Source organism: Streptomyces tendae, assembly GCF_014650435.1.
Taxonomy (GTDB): Bacteria; Actinomycetota; Actinomycetes; order Streptomycetales; family Streptomycetaceae; genus Streptomyces; species Streptomyces tendae.
The window spans coordinates 65,317-85,420 of record NZ_BMUY01000003.1 but is presented as its reverse complement, the minus strand read 5'-3'; the positions used below and the strand labels follow the sequence as shown (position 1 = coordinate 85,420).

Genomic DNA, 20,104 nt, shown 5'->3' with positions numbered 1-20,104 from the left:
CCGCCTCCCTGGGACGGGGAGGCGGCGCCGTCGGTTTCTCGGACCGTCAGACCAGCCAGCCGACGAAGTGGACGAGGCCGGCGAGGATGTCGGTGAGAAGGTTCATGATCGTGCAGCTCCTTGCGCTGTTCAGGTGCGGGACCCGCCGGGCCCCGCTGGGACTACTCGGGACATGTGCGCCAACTACGGTCTGCAGCCCGTTGCTTGCACACCGTAAGTATCGTTGGTCCCTGCAGTCACATGCGCTCTTCAGAGCGACGATCACCTGTTCCAGGGAACAACTGCTCGCTTGTTCGGATCACGCCAAGCGCCGCCAAGTCCTGTGGCCGCAGCCGTAGTTGACCGGCCGTCGCCTCCGCCTCCTCCGGCGGGCGCTTCAGGATGGCCGCCGCGTGCTCCGGCGCGATGACGGAGAAGTAGCTGTCCGGGGTGGCCCAGGTGCTGCCGGGCGCCGCCAGGGCCAGCGCGCCGCCCGAACCGCCCTCGCCGATCACCAGCGTGGTGACCGGCGTGCGCACCGAGGCGACGGCGCCGAACAGGTCCGCGATCGCCGGACCCGCCCCCGACCGCTCCGCCGCCGCGTCGTTGGCCGCGCCCGGCGTGTCCACCAGGGTCAGGACCGGGATGCCGAGCCGGTCCGCGAGGTGGATCAGCCGGGTGGCGGTGCGGTACCCGGCGGGCCGGGTCGCCGTGCCCGTCTGGGCGGCGTACGCGACCGTGCGCCCCGCGTGCAGGCCGAAGCCGCACAGCATGCCCTCAGGGTCCCGGCCGCCGCAGCGGTCGCCGGACACCGCCACGCGGTCGGTGAAGTAGGCGTCCAGGTACGCCTCGGCGCGCGGGCGGCCGGGGTCGCGGGCCCGCCGCACCGCCTCCCAGCCGCTGACCGGCAGGTCCCGGGCGCCCAGCGGCTGAGGCACCGGCGCCGGACCGTCGGACGGCGCCGTCAGCAGCCGCAGCCACCGCCCCAGCGTCGCGCGCAGCTCCCCGGGCGGTACGACGGCGTCCGCGCTGCCCGCCGCCACCTGCGCCTCGGCCGTGTACGCCGCCGGGTCCGCGTCCGGCGGCCGGACCCGCGAGCCGGCGAAGCCGACCTGCGCGCCGGGCAGGGCGAGGACCACGTCGGCGCCCGCGCCCAGCGTCGCCCAGCCGCCCCCGGTCGCCGGGTCCCGTACCACCGCGACCTGCGCCAGACCGGCCGCCCGGGTCAGCGCCGACTGCCGGGCCACCCGCTGCAGCTGGGTCAGCGCGAGCATCCCCTCCTGCATCCGGCTGCCGCCCGTCGCGACCAACGGCACCACCGGCAGCCGGTGTTCACGGGCGTACGCGTACGCCGCCTCAAGACGGTCGCCGGTGCGGTGGCCGAGCGAGCCGCCGAGGAAGCCGAACTCGAAGGAGACGAGCACGGCCCGGGTGCCCTCCACGCGGCCGGTGCCGCAGACGACGGACTCCGCCTCGCCGGTGCGCTCGGCGGCGCGGGCCCGCGAGGCGTCGTAGCCGGGCCAGCCGAGGGGGCCGTCGGGCCGCCACGGGCCGTCCGCGTGCGGGAGTTCGGTGAAGGTGGCGTCGTCGGTGACCAGGGCGAGGAACTCCCGCGCGGTCAGGCGCTCAGCCACGGTCCAGCGCCCGCTTCATGATCTTCCCCATGTCGTTGCGGGGCACCGCGTCGAGGTACCGGACGACGCGCGGTCGCTTGTGCGGGGCGAGCCGGGCGGCGACGTGGTCGGCCAGCGTGCCGAGGGCGGGCGGTGCGGCGGGGTCGGCCGGGACGATCCAGGCCACGATCCGCTCCCCGAGGTCGGGGTCGGGCTCCCCGGTGACCGCGGCCTCCCGCACACCCGGGTGTTCGAGCAGCGCGTTCTCGATCTCCCCGGCCCCGATCTTGTACCCGCCGCTCTTGATCAGATCGGTGGCCTTGCGGCCGACGATGCGGACATAGCCGTCGGGGTCGCGCACCGCCATGTCGCCGGTGCGGAAGAAGCCGTCCTCGGTGAAGGCGGCGGCGGTGGCGTCGGGGCGGTTGAGGTACTCCGTGAACAGGTTCGGGCCGCGCACCTGGATCTCGCCGACGCTCTCCCCGTCCAGCTCCGCGATCGGCGTGCCGTCCTCCTCCACCAGCCGCAGCTCCACGCCGGGCAGCGGCACGCCCACCGCCCCGGCGCGCGGCTCGCCGTCGGCCCGCACACTGGTGTTCATCAGCGTCTCGGTCATGCCGTACCGCTCGATCACCCGGCGGCCGGTGGCGGCGGCGATGCGCTCGTGGTCGTGCACCGGCAGCGCGGCCGACCCCGACACCAGCAGCCGCGCCCCGGACAGGGCCTTCGTCAGCTCCGGGTCGTCGGGGAGCGTCTCGGCGATCCGGTGGTACATCGTCGGCACCCCGAACAGCATGGTCGCGCCGTCGTTCAGCTCCCGCGCCGCGCCCTCGGTGGAGAACCTGCCCAGGTGCCGCACGGACCCGCCCCGGCGCAGCGGGCCGAGGATGCCGAGGACCAGGCCGTGCACGTGGAACAGCGGCAGCCCCTGCACCAGCACGTCGTCCCCGGTCCACTGCCACGCGTCGGCGAGCGCGTCCAGGGTCGTCGCGAGCGCCCGCCGGGGGATGACGGCGCCCTTGGGCGGGCCGGTGGTGCCGGAGGTGTAGACGACGAGCGCGGGGTCGCCCTCCTCGGTGTGGTCCTCGGGGACGGCCCCGCGGGCCCGCACGTCGACGTCGACGCGCTCCAGGGTGCCGAGCGCGGGCGGGAGTTCGGCGTCCGGGGGCGCCAGGACCAGGGAGGGCGCGCTGTCGGAGAGGATGTGCGCGAGCTCCTTGTCGCCCGACTTCGGGTTGAGCGGCACGGCCGCGACCCCGGCCAGCAGCGCCGCGACCACGGCGACGGCGGTCTCCATCGCCGGGGTGGCCCACACCGCGACCCGGCCGGCGCCGCCGATCCTCCCGGCCGTGGCGCCCGCGGCGGCGGCGAGTTCCGCGTACGTCAGGGAGCGCTCGCCGAACCGCAGGGCGGGCCGGTCGGCCGGAGCGCCGGTCGGGGCCGGGGAGAGGGCCGGGAAGAGAGAGGACACGCGTCGTACTCCTTAGCTGTTGCCCGAAAGCTGTCGCCCGAGAGCTGTTGCCCGAAGGGCGTTGTCCGAGTGCTGTCGTTCAAGGCTGCCGGATCGCGCCGGATCGCGCCGGATCCGCGAGGCGGGGCTACCCGAATCCGGGCACGACCAGCACCAGCCAGGCCAGCACCGGCACGGCCGCCACCACGATCCCGCCGTAGATCATCAGTTGCCGGAAGAAGCGGTCGCGGTCCACGTCCGGGGCCGCGGCCAGCACCAGCGCGCCGTTGGTGGAGAACGGGCTGACGTCCACCACCGTCGCCGACACCGCGAGCGCCGCCACCATGCCGACCGCCCCGATCTCGCCCTGCGCGAGGAACGGCACCGCCAGCGGGATCAGCGCGCCCATGATGCCCACGGAGGAGGCGAAGGCCGACACGATCGCGCCGATGTAGCAGAGCAGTACGGCGGCCAGCAGCGGGACGCCGATGCCGCCGACGCCCTCACCGGCCCAGGTGATGGTGCCCATCTCCTCCAGTACGCCCACGTAGGTGAGGACACCGCAGATCAGCAGCACCGTGGACCAGGCGATCTCCCCGACGGCGCGGCGGCTGTCGTCCGGCCAGGCGGTGCTCAGGACGACGGCGAGGGTGACCGCGGTCAGACCCGCGTCCAGGTCGAAGCCGAGGACGGCCACGACCAGGGCCACCAGGGCGACGAGGGTGGCGATCCGGGCGGGGGTGAGACGGATGCCGGTGCCCTCGGCGCCGCCGGTCTCCTGCTCGGGGCGGACGGCCACGGCGGCGGGGGCGGTGCCGCCGGTTCCGGTGCCGGTGCCCGTGCCGCCGGTGCCGTCGGTTCCGGTGCCCGTGCCGCCGGTGCCGCTGCCCGTCCCGGCGGATGCCGTGCCCTTTCCGGTGACGCCGCCGTCCTCCGGCGTCACCGCCCCGCGCGCCCACAGCTTTCGCCCGCCGAGCACCGCGAACAGCACGGCCGCGATGAGGAGGTTGGCGACCAGTGAGGCGAGGAAGAGGCCGATCTCGCTGCCGGGGAGCTTCTCGCGCTCCACGATGCCGTTGACGATCGAGCCGTAGATGCTGATCGGCGAGAACCCGCCGGCCTGCGCGCCGTGCACCACCATCGTGCCCATGAGCAGCGGGCTGATCGAGTACCGGGTGGCGAAGCTCAGGGCGATCGGCGCGACGATCGCGACCGCGGCCGGACTGACCGCCCCGATCGCCGTGAGCGCGCCGGTGAGCGCGAACATCACCCACGGGATCAGCGCGACCCGCCCCCGCACCAGCCGGACGGCCGCGTGCACCAGCCAGTCGGTGGTGCCGTTGGCCCGGGCGATGGCGAACAGGTAGGTGACGCCGACGAGGACGACGAAGAGGTCGCCGGGGAAACCGGCGAAGATGCCGTCCGCGTCGAGGTCGGCGACGAGCGTGCCCACCCCGAACGCGGCGGCGAAGGCGAGCGCGCCCATGTTGACGGAGCGGGTGGTGGCGATGACGAACACCACGACGAGGACGAGGATCGAGATGAGTTCGGGGGACATGCGGGGGCTCCCGAGTGCTGACCTGACTGCCGATGGGGGTGGCCGAGTGGATCGGAGTGGCTGAGTGGGCTGAGTGGGTATGGGCTGAATGGGGAGTGGCTGAGTGGCTGAGCCACTTGTGTGGTGCGGTTGGCTGGTCAGCGTGGGCCCGGCGGGAGGCGGCGTCAAGGGGTCGCGCAACAATTGGCTCAGCCACTCGTCCACCGGGCCACCTCCTCGCCCGGTGCTACGCTCCCGTCGAGAGGGGGGACCTCATGACCGACGCCCTGCGCCCCATGACCAAACAGCGCCTGTACGAACAGGTGCTGGAGCGGCTGCGCCAGTACGTCACCGACGGGGGCCTGCGGGCCGGCGACCGGCTTCCGCCCGAGCGGGACCTCGCCCAGCGCCTCGGCGTCAGCCGTGCCTCGGTGAAGCAGGCGATCGTCGTCCTGGAGGTCCAGGGCCTGGTGGAGGCACGGCACGGCGGCGGGACCTATCTGGTCCGCGACAGCCTCGACGTCGAACCGGTCGAGGCGATGGTCGAACGCCGCCGGCGCCTCCCGGACGTCCTGGAGGCCCGCGAGGCCCTGGAGACCAAGCTCGCCGAACTGGCCGCCGAGCGCCGCACGGAGGACGACCTCGCCGCGATGCGGGCCGCGCTGGACGTGATGGCCGAGGAGATCGACGGGAGCGGGCACGGTGTCGAGGGGGACCGGCTGTTCCACGCGGCGGTGACGGCGGCGGCGCACAGCAGCCTGCTCGCCGAGTTCATGCGCTCCATCGCCCACCAGATCGCCGAGAGCCGCACCGAGTCGTTGCGCCAGCCCGGCCGGCCCGGCCGCTCCCTGGCGCAGCACCGGGCGATCCTGGACGCCGTGGCCGCCCGGGAGCCCCGGCAGGCCGCCGCCGCGATGCGCCGCCACGTCCGTACGGTCGCCAAGGTCCGGCTGCTGGACTGGGACCCGGAGGACGAACGCTGACCGGGGCCTTCGCTATGCGCCGACCGCGGTGCGCTGGAGCAGCCCCCAGGTGAACTCCGCGACCACCTCGTGTCGTACGCCGTCCCGGTCCGGGGCGGTGAAGGCCAGCCCCCACCGGGTCGGGGCCGAGCCCTGGAGCGGCCGGGCGGGGGCGAAGGCGCGGGCCGCCTCGTCGACCGTGCACGACCAGGGCGTGAGGTCGTCCAGGGTGCGCAGCTCGGGCCCCGGTGCGCCGGGGGCGCGCACCAGCCACTCGTTCCAGACGACGCCCTTGTCCGCGACGAGCACCTCGAAACGCAGGTCCGGCCACAGGGGCAGCGCCCACTGCCGGGCCTCGCACTCCAGGTCGCCGATCCGGCGCGGTGCCATCGACTCCGGCTCGCCCAGGATCGAGCGGTAGCGGGAGGCGGCCGAGCGGGACCGGGGTGAGTGGAGCATCGCCTGCCAGCGCCGGTTGGCCTCGCGCATGTCCGCGACCGAGGCGCCCAGCTCGCGGCGGGCGTCCTCGACCGGGCCGGGGTTGTGGTCGGCCATGCGGCGCAGCAGGACGAGCTGGAAGTCGCGCGGGGTGAACGGTTTCGCGGGCTGCTTTCCGGTCGGCATGGCACCCATCATCACCCGCCCGTTCATCACTGCCCATTGCCCAGGCAAACGCGGTATGAGTAGCCTGTGTTCGCTATTCCGACCGCCTGTTGAAATCTCGAACACATCTAGGGAGGGGGCTGGACATGGGACGCCTCGTGCCTGCCGTGACCCGGGCTCTCGACATACTGGAGCTCTTCCTCGACGGGGACGGCACGCTCTCCGCCCCCGACATCGTGCGCAGGCTGCAGCTGCCGCGCACCACCGTGCACGAGCTGGTCACCACGCTCGCCGCCCGCAAGTACATCGTCCCCGTCCCCGGGCAGTCCGGACGGTACCGGCTCGGTGTGCGTCCGTACCAGCTCGGCGCCCGCTACGCCGAGCACCTCGACCTCGCCGCGGAGGGCCAGCAGGTCGCCCGGACCGTCGCCGAGACCTGCGACGAGACGGTGCACGTGGCGATCCTGGAGGACACCGACGTCATCTACATCGCCAAGGTCGACTCCACGCACGCGGTGCGCATGGTCTCCGCGGCAGGACGGCGGCTGCCCGCGCACTGCACGTCCGTCGGCAAGATGCTGCTGGCCTCCCTGCCCGAGCCGGAGGTCGCCGCGCGCTTCCCGGACGGCGCCGAGCTGACCGCGATGACCCCGAACAGCATCACCGACCCGGCCGCCCTGCGCGAGGCCCTCGCCGCGATCCGCGAGCACGGCACCGCGGTGGAGAGCCGCGAGTCCAACCCGGACGTCTCCTGCGTGGCCGCCCCGGTCCGCGACCGCACCGGCCGCGTCGTCGCCGCGCTGTCGATCTCGGTGCCTATGATCCGCTGGAGCGAGGAACGCCGCGCCGAACTGGAGCAGCTGGCCGTCAAGGGCGCCGCCGACCTCTCCGAGCGGCTCGGCCACAGGAGCGCGGCATGACGACGACCGGCACGGCCTTCGAGGTGGCCGTCCACGCGGAAGCGACCCTCGGCGAGGGCCCCACCTGGGACCCGGCGACGGGCCGCCTCCTGTGGCTCGACATCCTGAACTCCCGCGTCCACACCTACGACCCGGCCACCGGCCGGCGCACGCTGCGCCGCACCGACCAGCACGTGGGCGCCGTCAAGCCCCGCGCGGGCGGCGGCCTCGTCCTCAACCTGCGGGACGGCATCGGCCTGCTCGACCCCGACGACACCTTCCGCTGGCTGCACCGCGAGCCCGTGCCCGGCCGCCGCGGCAACGACGCCGCCGTCGCCCCCGACGGCAGCCTGTGGGCGGGCACCATGCGCTACGACGAGGCGCAGGGCGGGGGCACGCTGACCCGGTTCACCGGCGACGGCACCGCCGAGACCGTCCTCGACGACGTCACCGTGAGCAACGGCACCGGCTGGAGCCCCGACGGCCGGCTGATGTACTACATCGACACCCCGACCCGCCGCATCGACGTCTTCGACGTCACCGCGGACGGCCGGGTCGCGAACCGCCGCCCCCTGGCCACCGTCGAGGAGGGCGCGGGCTTCCCCGACGGTCTGTGCGTCGACGCCGACGGCTGTGTGTGGACCGCCCTGTGGGACGGCGGCGCGGTACGCCGCTACACCCCGTCCGGCGACCTGGACCGGGTGATCGCCCTCCCCGTCCCGCGCGTCACGGCCTGCGCCTTCGGCGGCCCGGACCTCACCGACCTGTACGTCACCACGGCCCGCGTCGGCCTGCCGGCCCCGCACCCCCTGGCGGGTTCGCTGCTGGTGGTGCCGGGGGCGGGGCGCGGGGTGGCGCAGCCGGCCTTCGCGGGGTGAGGACCCCGGCCGGCTCGCTCACGCCCCCGTGCGGTCGAGGCCGTCGAGCACCTCGCGCTCGGCGGGGGTCAGCGGCGGTCCCGACAGGGCGGGCAGCGGCGAGCCGGTGAGGGCGGCCAGGACCGCGGCCGGGTGGAACATGCGGGTCGGCGGGGTGCGCATGCTGGTGACGTCCCAGATCGCCGAGGCCGCCGCGAAGGAACCGGCCGCCGCCCTGGTCATGCGCCGCGTGTACGCCGTCACCGCGCGGTCGGCGATCCCCGGCCGCCCGCCGCGCGTGGCGGGGTAGAGGACGTCCTGCCCGACGGCCATCGCCCAGGCCGCGTCCACCGGACGCGCCGCGCCCTGCAGCACCCGTCGGGCGAGGCCGGGCGCGTCGGGACCACCGGCCCGCTCCAGCTCCCGGCCGAGGACGCGGGCGCCGAAGGCGGCCACCGACATGCCCTGCCCGTAGGCCGGGTTGAAGGTGCCGAGCGCGTCGCCGAGGACCACCAGGCCCTCCGGCCAGTGCGGTGCCTTGTCCAGGTAGTGCCGCACGTTGCTGGTGGACCGGCTCACGTGCACGTCGGTGAGCGGTTCGGCGCCGGAGATCAGCCGGCCGACGATCGGGTCCGGCAGGTCGAGCGTGTACCGCAGGAAGCCCTCGGCGTCGGCCGGCGGCTCACCACCGCGCGTGCCGCCGCAGCTGACCAGCCAGCGGTCCCCCTCGACCGGCATGACCATGGCGCTCCGGCCCGGCCGGGACACGTACGGGTCGGCCTGCACGATCGTCAGCGGGAACCGCTCCGCCCCGGCGGGTACCCGGTACACGCGCGAGGCGTTGACCAGCCCCGAGTCCACGGTCCGGGTCCGGACGCCGGACAGCCCGAGCTCCTCCAGCCAGGGGACGATCCGGGTACCGCGTCCGCTCGCGTCGACGACCAGGTCGGCGTCCAGGTCAGCCTCCCCGTCGGGCCCCGAGACCCGCACGCCCCGCACCCGCCCCGCGGACCCGGTCAGCCCGACCGCGGCCGCCCGGCGCACCTCGACCCGCGGGTGTTCGAGCACCGCGGCCCGTACCGTCCAGTCCACCAGCGCCCGGGTGCAGGTGAGCATGACGGGCCCCTCGCGCCGCCACCTGCGCAGCCAGCCCTCGGGGGAGCGGGCCAGCACGCCCGAGCTGAGGGATATCTCGTGGGCCCCGGCGGCGAGCAGCCGCTTGCCCACACCGGGCACGATCTCCTCCATCGCCGTCAGCCCGCCCGTCATGAGCAGGTGGGCGTGCCGCCCCTGGGGCAGCCCACGGCGCTGACGGGGACCGTCGGGCAGCTCGTCGCGGTCCAGCACGACGACCTCCGTCACGCCCGCGTCGGCCAGGACGGCCGCGGCCAGCATCCCGGCGAGTCCGGCACCGACGACGACAGCTCTACGCGACATGGGGCTCCTCGGGTTCGTTCAGGGTTCCGGTCAAGGAAGACGGGTTCGTGCCGCCTTGGGCGGCGGCACGGCCGGGCGGGCGGTCCAGCGCCTGGGACAGTTCCACCAGCCCGCTCGGGCCGGGCACCTCCGTGGCGTGCAACCGGTAGGAACCGGTGGCCTCGGGCGGTTCCTCGTGGGCGGCGGCCCGGCGCGCGGCGTCGGCGAGCATCGCCGCCTCCGCCGCCAGCCGGGCCTGGTGGGCGGAGTGGCCCGCGCGCAGGGCGGTGTCCCGCGCCCGTTCGCGGACCCGGTGGTCGAAGTACGGCGCCAGGGTGAGCAGGGCGTCGTGGATGGAGACCTCGCGCCACTGGAGCCGGGCCCGGGGGAGCTGCCACCGGGCGGACGGCTGCCCGGGAGCCGTGGACACCGGCTTCACCAGCGACCACAGCGGCCCCAGGCGCCGGTAGTCGTCCAGCCCCCGCCAGTGGGCGAGCACGGACGGCAGCAGCCTGGGCAGCGCGAACCCCACGGAACACACCAGCGCCGCCAGCGACGCCATCGGCGGGGCCACCGTGGTGGACAGGAAGTCGAGGTCCCGACCGGCCCACCGCGCCGCCACGGCCGTGTACTTGGTGAGCTGGAACCCCATCAGGTCCAGCAGCGCGCCGAGCACGATGAGCCGCAGCCCCGCCCGCAGCAGACCGTCCACCTCACGGCTCCACTTGACGCAGACGGCGCACATCACCAGCATCGCCGCGCTGTGCCCGACCAGGTAGAGCAGGATCATCTCCCGCATGAACGGGGTGCCCGCGTAGTACGTGTCGAGGTCGGTCAGCCGCTCGGTGTCCGCGTCGGCGAGCAGGAACAGCACGACGATGGCGACCACCAGCAGACCGTAGGCGGCCATGCTGCGCAGCACCGCGCGCCGCACCACCGGCCGGGGGCCGCCCCGCCAGTTGATCAGCAGCACCAGCACGGCGCAGCTGTACGCGGAGAGCATGCCGTAGGTCAGCGGGGCACCGAAGTTGGGGACACCGGTGAGTTCGTTGACGGTGCCGAGGGTGGCCGGGGCGGCGCACACGAACACCAGGGCACCGAGGACGATCGCCACGCACGTGGACAGGGTCAGCGGATTGCTCATGGCGGTACGCGGACGGCGGAACAGCAGGACGGAGGTCATGCCGAACACCAGGGCCGCCAGGTAGACGACGAGACTCATGTCCGACCACTCCTCACGTGCGGGACTCCTGCGCCGCGGCCGCTCGCGGCACCGGCCGTGGACCCGTCGCCCGTCACGCCGTGCCCGCCGTCGTCCTGCGGCGCGGCACGGCGGACGCGGCCGGCGCCCGCTCGGCCCCGGCGAGCACGTCGGCGATCCTCGCCAGCGTCGCGGGATCCGGGGACGGGGCGGTCGGGCGACCGGTGCCGGGCACCGGTGGCGGCACCGGCCCGGGAGCGGCCTCCTGCCGCAGCGCGTCCAGGATCACCGCGGCCCACGCCTTCGCTCCGGCCAGTTCGGGATCCCCCGTCGCCGCCAGCGTGTCGGCGCGGGTCCGGTCGTACAGGTCCCGGTCGCCGTACGCGTCCAGGTGACCGAGTGCGTTGTGGATGCTCGTCCGGCGCCACATCAGGAGGGTGGCGGGGGCGGCGAACCGCGGGCGCGGCAGCCGCAGCGCCCGGCGCACGAGCAGGTCGTCCAGGGCCCGCTCCAGCGGCGCCAGCCGGGCGTACGCGCGTGCCGCCCGCCGCCACTCGGAGACCCGCGGCGTCACCAGCGGCACCAGCACGCCGACGACGATCAGCAGGGCCCCGAGACCGGCGGCGACCGGGGAGACGGCGGTGTCGAGCGCCGACCAGTCGCGCCCGGACCAGCGGGCACCCACCGCGACGAGCTTGGCCAGGCTGTAACCGGAGCCGCACAGCGCACCCGCCCCGAGCAGCGTCAGCCCCGCCCGCAGCGCGCCGCGCACCTGCCGGGCCCAGCGCAGCGCGGACACCGTGGTGACGGTCACCGCGGTCAGGTGCGCGAGCAGGTACAGCAGGATCATCTGGCCGATGAACGGGGTCGTCGCGTAGTAGGTGTCCAGATCGACGCGGCGCTCCACGGGCGCGTCGCCGAGCGCGAAGGCCACCGCGATGCCGAGGACCACGGTGGCGTAGGCCAGCGTCCACCGGCGTGCGGTGCGCCGCACCCGGGGCCCGCCGCGCCAGTGGACGACCAGGACCTGGGAGGCGGCGCAGTACCCGGTGATCGCCGCGTAGGTGAGCGGCGCCGCGAGATTGGGCACGCCGCTGAGCCGGTTGACGGCTCCGACCGTCGGCGGCGCCCCGAGCAGGAAGCAGAGCCCGGCCAGTGCCAGCACCGCGCAGATGGCTCTCAGGTACGGGTCGTGCCGGTGCCGCAGCAGGTCGGGCGCCTTCACCGCGAGACCGAGCCAGAGCGCTCCGCAGCTCAGGTAGTTGATCAGGCTGTTCATCGGGCCGTCCCGCGGTAGTTGAGCGCGGCCCCGATGCGGCCGGACAGGCTCTGCGGGCTGGCCGGGCCGCCGCTCTCCGCCGCGAACACCGAGTCGGTCGAGGCGTTCAGCCAGGTGCGCAGCCGACTGCCCATCAGCATGCCGAAGCGGTCCGCCTCCTGCTCCTCGGCCAGGGAGAAGTCGGTGCGCGCCGCCACCGGCCGGGACCGGTCGCCCGTCCCGTCGTCCGCCCCTGCCGCCCTCTCGGCCTGCCGGCAGTTCATGTGCCACACCTCGTGGCACAGGATCACGATCTGGTGCCAGACGGCCGCGCGTTCGTCCACCACCACGTCGTCGTGGCTCTCGCGCTCCAGCCACAGCCCGCTCGCGGTGTGCGGCGGGAAGGCCGCTCGGTGCACGACCACCTCCCGTCCCCGCCAGGCGCCGACGGAGGCGACGAGAGCCTGGAAGAGCACCTCCGGATCGGCCGGTACGGCCACCTGGATGGGGTCGATGAGGGCGTCAGCGAGGCGACGCATCTCCTTCCTGGTACGCACCGCTGTCTCCTCGTCCCCCCGGCCGTCCTCCGGTCACCCCTGCAATATGCCAAGACGCATGCCCCGGGGGCCAGTTCCCCGGCAGGTCCGAGGCCGTCCGTGCGCCCTCGGGAAAAGTCCTGCCCGAGATCTTGCCCGAACCATTGACGCGCAAGCGCTTCCCACCTACGTTTCCCGTTCGAAGTTACGGTCGACATTCGATATATCGAACAGATAGGGCAGGGCATGGGACGACCTGGCCTGAATCGCAGGCATTTTCTGGCCGCGGCCGGCGGTCTGACGGCCGCGGGCAGCTTCGGCTTCGCGGCGCTCGGCACCGGCGCCGACGCGCTCGCCTCCGGCGCGGACACCCGGGTGAGCTACTGGAACCTCTTCAGCGGCGGCGACGGCTACAACATGATCGCGATGCTGGACTCCTTCCGTGAGGACAACCCCGGCATCAACGTGAAGGACTCCACCCTCCAGTGGGGCAGCCCCTTCTACACCAAGCTCGCCATGGCCGCCGCCGGCAACCGCGCACCCGATCTCGGCGTCATGCACCTCGGCCGGGTCACCGGCTTCTCACCCGGCCGCCTCCTCGACCCCTGGGACCCCGCACTGCTCGCCAAGTACGGCGTCCGGCAGCAGGACTTCAACCCCGAGCTGTGGAAACGCGCCGTCATCGACGGCAAGCTCTACGCACTGCCGCTCGACATCCACGTCCAGCTCTGCTTCTACCGCAAGGACGTGCTGAAGAAGGCGGGCCTGCTCGGCGACGACGGCCGGATGGTCCCCGTCACCTCCACCGACGAGTGGTTCGGCGTGCTCAAGGAGGCCAGGAAGGCCACAAAGAAGGGACTGCAGACCCTCGGTCTGCACGTCAACGACCTCAACGTCCAGTGGTGGATGTTCGTCGCCTTCTACACCCAGCTCGGCGGCACCTGGTTCGACGCGGCCAACACCGGGGTCACCTTCGACACCGCGAAGGCCACCGAGGTCCTGGAGTTCCTGCGCCGCCACATCACCGACGGGTACTCCGTCGCGGGCGCCGCCGACGCCGAACAGTTCGTCAACGGGGCCCCCTTCACCTGGGAGGGCAACTGGTCGGTGCCGGTCTTCGACACCGCGAAGCTGCACTACGGCGCCACCCCGCTGCCGCCGGTCTTCGGCAGGCAGGCCACCCACGCCGAGTCCCACGCCTTCGTCCTGCCCCACCAGTCCGACCGCAGCGGCGCCACCAACGACGCCGCCCACCGGCTCGCCGCCTACATCGTGCGGCACGCCCAGCAGTGGGCCGGCGGCGGGCACATCCCCGCGTACACGCCGACCCTGTCCTCGGCCGCGTACCGAAAGCTCCAGCCGCAGAACGAGTACGTCTCCGCGATGGACCACCAGGCCACCGAGCCGAAGGTGTGGTTCGCGGGCTCCACCGGACTGCTCGCCCAGCGCCTCGGGCCCGTCGTGATGAGCTCGAGCGCCGGGTCCGCGAAACCGGAGAGCGCCGCCCGCCGGATGAAGGGCGTACTCACCGAACTGCTCGCCATGAAGAACCCGATGGACGGCAGGACAGCCGCGCAGGGAGGTGCGGCCGCATGACGACGACCAGTGCCGAAACGATCGTCCGCCCGGCGCGTGCGAAGACCGCCGCCAACAGCGCCACCGCACGGCGCAAGCAGGGCTTCCAGCACGGCGGCTGGTTCGTCGCCCCCTTCCTCGCGCTGTTCGCGCTCTTCATCGTCTGGCCGCTGCTGCGCGGCCTCTACCTCAGCTTCACGGACGCCAACATCTCCGGCGAGGGCGCGCACTTCATAGGTCTGGACAACTACCGCGAGGCCCTCCAGGACCCCCTGATGTGGGACGCGCTCGGCCACAGCGCGTACTTCACGCTGCTCGTCGTGCCCTGCATCACGGTCCTCGCCTTCCTCCTCGCGATGCTGGCCCACCACATCGAGCGCGGCAAGTGGCTGTGGCGGCTCTGCTTCTTCCTGCCGTTCCTGCTGCCGTCCACCGTCGCCGCCAACCTGTGGCAGTGGCTGTTCAACCCCGGCAGCGGCATGATCAATCATGTCTTCGGCATCGAGACGCCGTGGCTGAGCGACAAGTCGTACGCGATGCTCGCGGTCGTCATCACCACCCTGTGGTGGACCGTCGGCTTCAGCTTCCTGCTCTACCTCGCGGCCCTCCAGGGCATTCCCGCCCACCTGTACGAGGCCGCCAAGCTGGACGGGGCGAACGCCTGGCACCGCACGGTCCACATCACCCTGCCGATGCTGCGCAACATCACCGGCCTCGTCGTCGCCCTGCAGATCCTCGCCTCCCTCCAGGTCTTCGACCAGGCCGTCGTGATGCAGGACTTCGGACCCGGCCCGGAGGACTCGACCCGCACCTTCGTGCAGTACACGCTCGAACAGGGCTTCACCAGCTACCGCGTGGGCTACGCCTCCGCGATCTCCATCATCTTCTTCGTGCTCATCGCGGCCGTCGCCCTCGCCCGGATGTGGCTGCTGCGCAACCGTGAGGAGGGCGGCCGATGACCACCGCCGCACCGCCGGTCCGCACCCGGCCCCGCCGGGGCTGGACCCCCGGCCAGATCGTGCTCACGCTCCTCGGCACCGCCGTCTCCGTGGTGTTCCTGGCGCCGCTGGCCTGGGCGCTGTTCACCTCCCTGAAGTCGGAGACCGAGGCCGTCGAGGTGCCGCCGCACTGGCTCCCGAAGGACTGGACCGGCCAGGCGTGGTCGGCCATGTTCGAGAACGGCAACATCACCAACTGGTTCGTCAACTCGCTGGTCGTGTCGGTGTGCGTGACGACGATCGTGCTGCTGGTCGCCGCGCTCGCCGGCTACGGCTTCGCCCGCACCGAGTTCCGCGGCAAGGGCCTCCTGATGGGCGTGGTGATGGCGGGACTCATGGTCTCCCCGGCCGTGCTCGGCGTCCCGCTGTTCACCACCGTCCAGCAGATGGGGATGGTCGACACCTACTGGGGCATGATCCTGCCGCAGTGCGCGCCCGCCGCGATGGTCTACATCCTCTACAAGTTCTTCCAGGGCATCCCGCGCGAGCTGGAGGAGGCCGCGTTCATCGACGGCGCGGGCCGCTGGCGGGTCTTCTTCACGATCATCGTGCCGCTGTCCCGGCCCTCGCTCGCGGCGGTCGGCATCTTCACCTTCATCAGCTCCTGGAACAACTTCCTGTGGCCCTACATGGTCACCAACAACCCCGATTTGATGACCATGCCCAACGGCATCGCGACCGTCATGAACTCCTACGGCATCCAGTGGGCCCAGCTCATGGCCGGCGGCCTGATGGCCGGCCTGCCGCTGATCGTCGTCTTCGTCTTCTTCCAGCGCCAGATCGTGGCGGGCGTGGCGCACACGGGTCTCGCCGGTCAGTAGCGCCCCCCTCAGCCCCGAAGTCCCGAAGTCCCGAAGTCCCGAAGTCCCGAAGTTCCGAAAGGAAAAGATGCGTACCGCCCGCTTCACCCTCGACCCCGCCTTCACCGTCGGCGCCGTCAACCCCCGCCTCTTCGGCTCCTTCGTCGAACACCTCGGACGCTGCGTGTACACCGGCGTCTTCGAGCCCGGCCACCCCGCCGCGGACGCCGACGGCCTGCGCCAGGACGTGCTGGAGCTGGTCCGGGAACTCGGGGTGACCGCCGTCCGCTACCCCGGCGGCAACTTCGTCTCCGGCTACAAGTGGGAGGACTCGGTCGGCCCGGTGGAGGACCGTCCGCGCCGCCTCGACCTCGCCTGGCGCTCCACCGAGACCAACCGCTTCGGCCTCTCCGAGTACATCGCCTTCCTCAAGAAGATCGGCCCCCAGGCCGAACCCATGATGGCCGTCAACCTCGGCACCCGGGGCGTGGCGGAGGCCCTGGAACTCCAGGAGTACGCCAACCACCCCGCCGGCACCGCGCTCTCCGACCTGCGCGCCGAGCACGGCGACAAGGACCCCTTCGGCATCCGCCTGTGGTGCCTCGGCAACGAGATGGACGGCCCCTGGCAGACCGGCCACAAGACCGCCGAGGAATACGGCCGCGTCGCCGCCGAGACCGCCCGCGCCATGCGCCAGATCGACCCGGACGTCGAACTGGTCGCCTGCGGGTCGTCGAGCCAGGCGATGGACACCTTCGCGGCATGGGAGGCGACGGTCCTGGAGGAGACCTACGACCTGGTCGACCACATCTCCCTGCACGCCTACTACGAGCCGCACGACGGCGACGTCGACTCCTTCCTCGCCTCCGCCGTCGACATGGAGTCGTTCATCGAGAACGTCGTCGCCACCTGCGACCACGTCGGCGCCCGCCTCAAGTCGAAGAAGAGGATCAACCTCTCCTTCGACGAGTGGAACGTCTGGTACATGAGCAGGACCGAGGCCCAGGTGAGCGTCCTGGACTGGCCGGAGGCACCCCGCATCCTCGAGGACAACTACAGCGTCCTGGACGCGGTCGTCTTCGGCTCGCTCCTGATCGCCCTGCTCCGGCACGCCGACCGCGTCACCGTCGCCTGCCTCGCCCAGCTCGTCAACGTCATCGCCCCGATCATGACCGAGCCGGGCGGCCCGGCCTGGCGCCAGACGACCTTCTTCCCCTTCTCCCAGGCATCGAAGTACGGCCGCGGCGAGGTCCTCGACGTCCGCGTGGACTCACCGACGTACGACACCGCGAAGTACGGCGAGGCCGACCTGCTGCACGCCACCGCCGTGCGCGCCGAGGACGGCACGGTCACCGTCTTCGCCGTCAACCGCTCCCGCACCGAGGCCCTCCCGCTGGAGGTGGCCCTCGGCGGCCTGCACCTGACGGAGGTCGTCGAGCACAGCGCCCTCGCGGACGCCGACCCCGACGCCCGCAACACCCTCGCCGAGCCCGAGCGCGTCGTCCCGCACCCGGTGGACGGCACGGCCCTGGACGGCGGCAGGCTCACCGCCGCCCTGGAACCGCTGTCCTGGAACGTGATCCGGCTGCGCTGACCCCGGCGCCGGTCAGCGGCGCCGGCCGGGGGAGGGAACGGGCTTCACCGGGACTCCTCCGGCCGCGCTGCCCAGCAGCTCCAGGCGCACCGTGCCGAGGGCCGGCGCGGCGGTGCCGTCGGAAAGGACCGCGAGGGCCAGGGTGTTGGCGGCGGCGCGGGTGCGCAGGATGCCGTTCGGGAGGACGAAGGTGTGCGGGGCGCCGCCCACGTACTCGCCCATGTTCCAGCCGTTCAGGAAGACCTGGACGCGCGGGCCCCGGTCCGGGGAGCCGTCCAGGACGAGGCCCACGGAGGCGTCGATCTCCGGCGGGACGTCCAGCCGGAACGTGGTCCGGTACCAGGTCACGCCCTGGCGCCGGTCCGCGGCCGGGGCACCCGCCGGGGACCCCGGCTCCCACGCGCCGTCGTCGTACCCCGGCAGGTGCCAGCCGTGGCGCTCGCCGTACAGCCCGCCGTGGTTGAGCGGGCCGCGCACCGGGTCGGGGGCGGCCGCGCCGATGATCCGCCAGCGGACGTCGGGCGCGGCGCCCTCGAAGCGGGCCGAGGTCAGGCCGCGGGCCGCCCGGTACGCGTCCTGCCCGTGCTGCGTGCGCCGGACCAGCACGGACAGAACGGGCGCCCCGTCCGCGCCGGCCGGCGCGCGCAGGGCCCGCGGCAGCCGGAAGTCCGCCGTGGCCGTCCAGGTGCCCTGCCCGTCGCCCGCCCCGCCCGGCCGGTGGCTGCCCAGCGGCTCCCCGTCCAGCCAGGCCATCAGCAGGCCGTGCGCGCCCGTGCTGTACGACAGGGACACCGACTCCAGTCCCGCGGCGCCGGTGAGACGGCCGCGGTACCAGACGTCGCCGTAGTGGAAGCCGTAGTCGTCGGCGAAGAGCACCGGCTGCCCGTCGGGGACCGGGGTCGTGCTGTGCGACGTGCGCCGGTCGGCGACCGTCCAGCCCTCGTCGCCGTAGTCGGGCTCCGACTCGAAGTTCTCCGTGCGCCGCCGCCAGCCGTCCAGTGCGGGCAGGACCAGGTCGGGCACGCCGGGCAGCGGCCACACCGTCATCAGGCTCAGGGCGCGGCCGAGGCCCGACTGCACCCGCTCGCCGTTCCAGGTGACGTCGGTGATGCCGGGCGGTGCCCACACCTCCAGCTCGCGTTCCGCCACCGTGTCCCCGGTCAGCCGGACCACGGCGCCGTCCAGCGCGGCCTCGCGCAGCAGCTCGGGCCCGCGCACCAGGATGCGGCCCGACGGGGTCTCGTACGGCCACAGCCGCAGCGAGGCGGCGTCGTCGGCGAAGAGGAGGAGCAGGGTGCGGTCGGTCTCGCCGCTGCGCACCCGCACCCGGGTCAGGCGGTCCTCCTCCAGCGGCACCATCACGTGCAGCTTGCCGTGGTCGAAGGTCCAGGCGGCCTCCTCGTCCAGCCGGGTCGGCCACGGCTCGTTCGGACAGTCGAGGACCAGGTGCGCCGTCTCGCCCGCCCGCCCGACGAACGCGGCGACGTCCAGCTTCCCGACGCTCAGCGACAGCATGGGCTGCACGGTGGCGTACGCGAGCCTGCGCCCCGAGCCCAGGTGGAGGCCGGTGGCGAGCAGCTTGGCGTCCCGGGCGGGGACGGTGACCTCCACGTCGCTGCCGCCCATCGGCAGCGTCGAGGTGACGTCGGCCGCGGAGTCGTTGCGCAGGACGTAGGCGTGCGCGCCGGTGTCCGGGTTGGCCAGGTGTCGCACCCGGATACGGGCGTCCGCGGCCCGCACCGCCGGCGCCTCGGTCATGCGCGCGAAGTCGGGTACATGGCGCAGGAGTTGACCGAGCTGGTGGAGCGGCGCGAGCTTGTCCGTCGGCCGGCGGGCCTCGTCGATCGCCGCGGTGGGGTCGTACGTCGGGGAGGGCGCCGACGGCGCGGGCAGCCATCCCCACGAGGTGCCGCCGAAAGCCATGCGGACGTTGTGCAGCGTGCTCCCGTGCGCCAGGCGGTCGAAGTAAACCCGCCGGGCCCCGGCGGCGTCCCGGGTGCCCTCCGGTTCCTCCCAGGCCAGCGGGGAGTCGGCGTGCAGCAGCGGCACCTCGATGCCGTCGGCGCGCAGCCGCTCGCGGACGTGGTCCAGGTCGGCGCGCTCGGGGGTGTCGGCCCGGTAGAGCAGCACCGTGCCGGTGCCCCGGGTGAACTGGTGCCGGGCGGCGATCTCGTCGACCCGGCCCAGCCACTCGTCGGCGTGGCGCAGATAGGCGGGATCGGTGGTCCTGGCCCGGGCCCCGACGGTCGTCAGCCAGCCGGGCAGGCCCCCGGCGTCCACGTCGGCGCCGATGTGGGGACCGGGGTGCAGGACGACGTACAGACCGCACTCGGCGGCCGTGCGCAGGAACAGGTCGAGGTCCCGGACGCCGCTGAAGTCGTAGCTGCCGGGGGCGGGGGAGTGCTGGTTCCAGGCGAGCCGGACGCTGACCGCGTTGTGGCCGTACGCCCGCATCTTCTGGAGCACGTCCCGCCACAGGGACGGGCTCGGCAGCCGGAAGGGATGCAGCTCGCCGGACCACAGGGCCAGCCGCCTGCCGTCCACCAGCAGGGAGTACCGGTCGAGGCCGACCCGGTGGCGGCGGCCGTCGGCGCCGGGCGGGCCGGGCGGCGGCCCGGTGGGCACGGGGCCCGGAGCGCCGGAGGCGGGCAGCGCCGCGCTGCTCACGCTGCCGCCCAGCGCGAGACCGAGGACGGTGGTGCCCGCGAGGGCGCTGAACGCTCGTCTGCCGAGCTTGCTGGGCCTGCTGAGCTCCAAGGGAGCCTCTCCTGTTGCGCGCGTACCTCTGGTCCCGTCAGTCGCGCGGGACGCCTGTGCCGGGCCATT

16 protein-coding genes are annotated in these 20,104 nt (G+C 73.5%); 7 read left to right on the top strand and 9 right to left on the bottom strand.

What is annotated here, in order from left to right; all coding sequences use genetic code 11:
• Nucleotides 1-236: 236 nt before the first annotated feature.
• From IE258_RS09155 to IE258_RS09145, 3 genes are all read right to left on the bottom strand, one after another.
• On the bottom strand, nt 237-1,613 hold the full coding sequence (locus IE258_RS09155; RefSeq protein WP_189741429.1) for a carboxyl transferase domain-containing protein: 1,377 nt from the start codon (nt 1,611-1,613) through the stop codon (nt 237-239).
• Nucleotides 1,606-3,063: an acyl-CoA synthetase gene (locus tag IE258_RS09150; RefSeq protein WP_189741427.1), complete on the bottom strand. Its 1,458-nt coding sequence runs from the start codon at nt 3,061-3,063 to the stop codon at nt 1,606-1,608. Before IE258_RS09150 ends, IE258_RS09155 begins: the two co-directional genes overlap by 8 nt.
• 127 nt (nt 3,064-3,190) lie before the next feature.
• Nucleotides 3,191-4,600, bottom strand: a complete 1,410-nt coding sequence (locus IE258_RS09145; protein WP_189741424.1) for an SLC13 family permease — start codon at nt 4,598-4,600, stop codon at nt 3,191-3,193.
• A 254-nt stretch (nt 4,601-4,854) separates the two neighbouring features.
• Here IE258_RS09145 and IE258_RS09140 point away from each other — a divergent pair, with 254 nt between their 5' ends.
• Nucleotides 4,855-5,562, top strand: coding sequence for a FadR/GntR family transcriptional regulator (locus IE258_RS09140; protein WP_159327400.1), 708 nt, complete (start codon nt 4,855-4,857; stop codon nt 5,560-5,562).
• 12 nt (nt 5,563-5,574) lie between these two features.
• Here IE258_RS09140 and IE258_RS09135 read toward each other — a convergent pair whose 3' ends face one another.
• A complete protein-coding gene (locus IE258_RS09135) occupies nt 5,575-6,177 on the bottom strand; it encodes a hypothetical protein (RefSeq protein ID WP_189742605.1) in 603 nt (200 codons plus the stop codon).
• 113 nt (nt 6,178-6,290) lie between these two features.
• Here IE258_RS09135 and IE258_RS09130 point away from each other — a divergent pair, with 113 nt between their 5' ends.
• Both IE258_RS09130 and IE258_RS09125 read left to right on the top strand, forming a co-directional pair.
• On the top strand, nt 6,291-7,064 hold the full coding sequence (locus IE258_RS09130; protein WP_127896400.1) for an IclR family transcriptional regulator: 774 nt from the start codon (nt 6,291-6,293) through the stop codon (nt 7,062-7,064).
• On the top strand, nt 7,061-7,921 hold the full coding sequence (locus IE258_RS09125; RefSeq protein ID WP_189741420.1) for an SMP-30/gluconolactonase/LRE family protein: 861 nt from the start codon (nt 7,061-7,063) through the stop codon (nt 7,919-7,921). The genes IE258_RS09130 and IE258_RS09125 overlap by 4 nt, the downstream gene beginning before the upstream one ends.
• A gap of 18 nt (nt 7,922-7,939) precedes the next feature.
• On the opposite strand, the gene IE258_RS09120 is transcribed toward IE258_RS09125, so the two are convergent.
• From IE258_RS09120 to IE258_RS09105, 4 genes are all read right to left on the bottom strand, one after another.
• Nucleotides 7,940-9,337: an FAD-dependent monooxygenase gene (locus IE258_RS09120; RefSeq protein WP_189741417.1), complete on the bottom strand. Its 1,398-nt coding sequence runs from the start codon at nt 9,335-9,337 to the stop codon at nt 7,940-7,942.
• Nucleotides 9,327-10,538 (bottom strand): MAB_1171c family putative transporter, encoded by a 1,212-nt coding sequence (locus IE258_RS09115; RefSeq protein WP_189741414.1) that lies wholly within the window; start codon nt 10,536-10,538, stop codon nt 9,327-9,329. The genes IE258_RS09120 and IE258_RS09115 overlap by 11 nt, the downstream gene beginning before the upstream one ends.
• Before the next feature lie 73 nt (nt 10,539-10,611).
• Nucleotides 10,612-11,796 carry an MAB_1171c family putative transporter gene (locus IE258_RS09110; protein ID WP_189741411.1) on the bottom strand — a complete coding sequence of 395 codons (1,185 nt, stop codon included), beginning with the start codon at nt 11,794-11,796 and terminating at the stop codon, nt 10,612-10,614.
• The gene (locus IE258_RS09105; RefSeq protein ID WP_189741408.1) at nt 11,793-12,332 is read right to left on the bottom strand and encodes a toxin; all 540 of its coding nucleotides are present in this window, start codon (nt 12,330-12,332) and stop codon (nt 11,793-11,795) included. The genes IE258_RS09110 and IE258_RS09105 overlap by 4 nt, the downstream gene beginning before the upstream one ends.
• A 225-nt stretch (nt 12,333-12,557) precedes the next feature.
• Here IE258_RS09105 and IE258_RS09100 point away from each other — a divergent pair, with 225 nt between their 5' ends.
• From IE258_RS09100 to arfA, 4 genes are all read left to right on the top strand, one after another.
• The gene (locus IE258_RS09100; RefSeq protein WP_189741404.1) at nt 12,558-13,907 is read left to right on the top strand and encodes an extracellular solute-binding protein; all 1,350 of its coding nucleotides are present in this window, start codon (nt 12,558-12,560) and stop codon (nt 13,905-13,907) included.
• Nucleotides 13,904-14,845, top strand: coding sequence for a carbohydrate ABC transporter permease (locus tag IE258_RS09095; RefSeq protein ID WP_189741401.1), 942 nt, complete (start codon nt 13,904-13,906; stop codon nt 14,843-14,845). The genes IE258_RS09100 and IE258_RS09095 overlap by 4 nt, the downstream gene beginning before the upstream one ends.
• Nucleotides 14,842-15,705, top strand: a complete 864-nt coding sequence (locus tag IE258_RS09090; RefSeq protein ID WP_189741397.1) for a carbohydrate ABC transporter permease — start codon at nt 14,842-14,844, stop codon at nt 15,703-15,705. The genes IE258_RS09095 and IE258_RS09090 overlap by 4 nt, the downstream gene beginning before the upstream one ends.
• Before the next feature lie 67 nt (nt 15,706-15,772).
• Nucleotides 15,773-17,278 (top strand): arabinosylfuranosidase ArfA, encoded by a 1,506-nt coding sequence (gene arfA, locus IE258_RS09085; protein WP_189741394.1) that lies wholly within the window; start codon nt 15,773-15,775, stop codon nt 17,276-17,278.
• Between the two features lie 12 nt (nt 17,279-17,290).
• On the opposite strand, the gene IE258_RS09080 is transcribed toward arfA, so the two are convergent.
• A complete protein-coding gene (locus IE258_RS09080; RefSeq protein WP_189741391.1) occupies nt 17,291-20,035 on the bottom strand; it encodes a beta-galactosidase in 2,745 nt (914 codons plus the stop codon).
• Between the last annotated feature and the right edge of the window lie 69 nt (nt 20,036-20,104).

What these genes read in the sequence shown, in the direction of transcription:
- IE258_RS09135 (WP_189742605.1), bottom strand. Translation starts at nt 6,177, where the DNA reads ATGATGGGTGCCATGCCGACCGGAAAGCAGCCCGCGAAACCGTTCACC.
- IE258_RS09110 (WP_189741411.1), bottom strand. Translation starts at nt 11,796, where the DNA reads ATGAACAGCCTGATCAACTACCTGAGCTGCGGAGCGCTCTGGCTCGGT.
- IE258_RS09125 (WP_189741420.1), top strand. Translation starts at nt 7,061, where the DNA reads ATGACGACGACCGGCACGGCCTTCGAGGTGGCCGTCCACGCGGAAGCG.
- IE258_RS09095 (WP_189741401.1), top strand. Translation starts at nt 13,904, where the DNA reads ATGACGACGACCAGTGCCGAAACGATCGTCCGCCCGGCGCGTGCGAAG.
- IE258_RS09140 (WP_159327400.1), top strand. Translation starts at nt 4,855, where the DNA reads ATGACCGACGCCCTGCGCCCCATGACCAAACAGCGCCTGTACGAACAG.
- arfA (WP_189741394.1), top strand. Translation starts at nt 15,773, where the DNA reads ATGCGTACCGCCCGCTTCACCCTCGACCCCGCCTTCACCGTCGGCGCC.
- IE258_RS09145 (WP_189741424.1), bottom strand. Translation starts at nt 4,600, where the DNA reads ATGTCCCCCGAACTCATCTCGATCCTCGTCCTCGTCGTGGTGTTCGTC.
- IE258_RS09120 (WP_189741417.1), bottom strand. Translation starts at nt 9,337, where the DNA reads ATGTCGCGTAGAGCTGTCGTCGTCGGTGCCGGACTCGCCGGGATGCTG.
- IE258_RS09130 (WP_127896400.1), top strand. Translation starts at nt 6,291, where the DNA reads ATGGGACGCCTCGTGCCTGCCGTGACCCGGGCTCTCGACATACTGGAG.
- IE258_RS09090 (WP_189741397.1), top strand. Translation starts at nt 14,842, where the DNA reads ATGACCACCGCCGCACCGCCGGTCCGCACCCGGCCCCGCCGGGGCTGG.
- IE258_RS09115 (WP_189741414.1), bottom strand. Translation starts at nt 10,538, where the DNA reads ATGAGTCTCGTCGTCTACCTGGCGGCCCTGGTGTTCGGCATGACCTCC.
- IE258_RS09100 (WP_189741404.1), top strand. Translation starts at nt 12,558, where the DNA reads ATGGGACGACCTGGCCTGAATCGCAGGCATTTTCTGGCCGCGGCCGGC.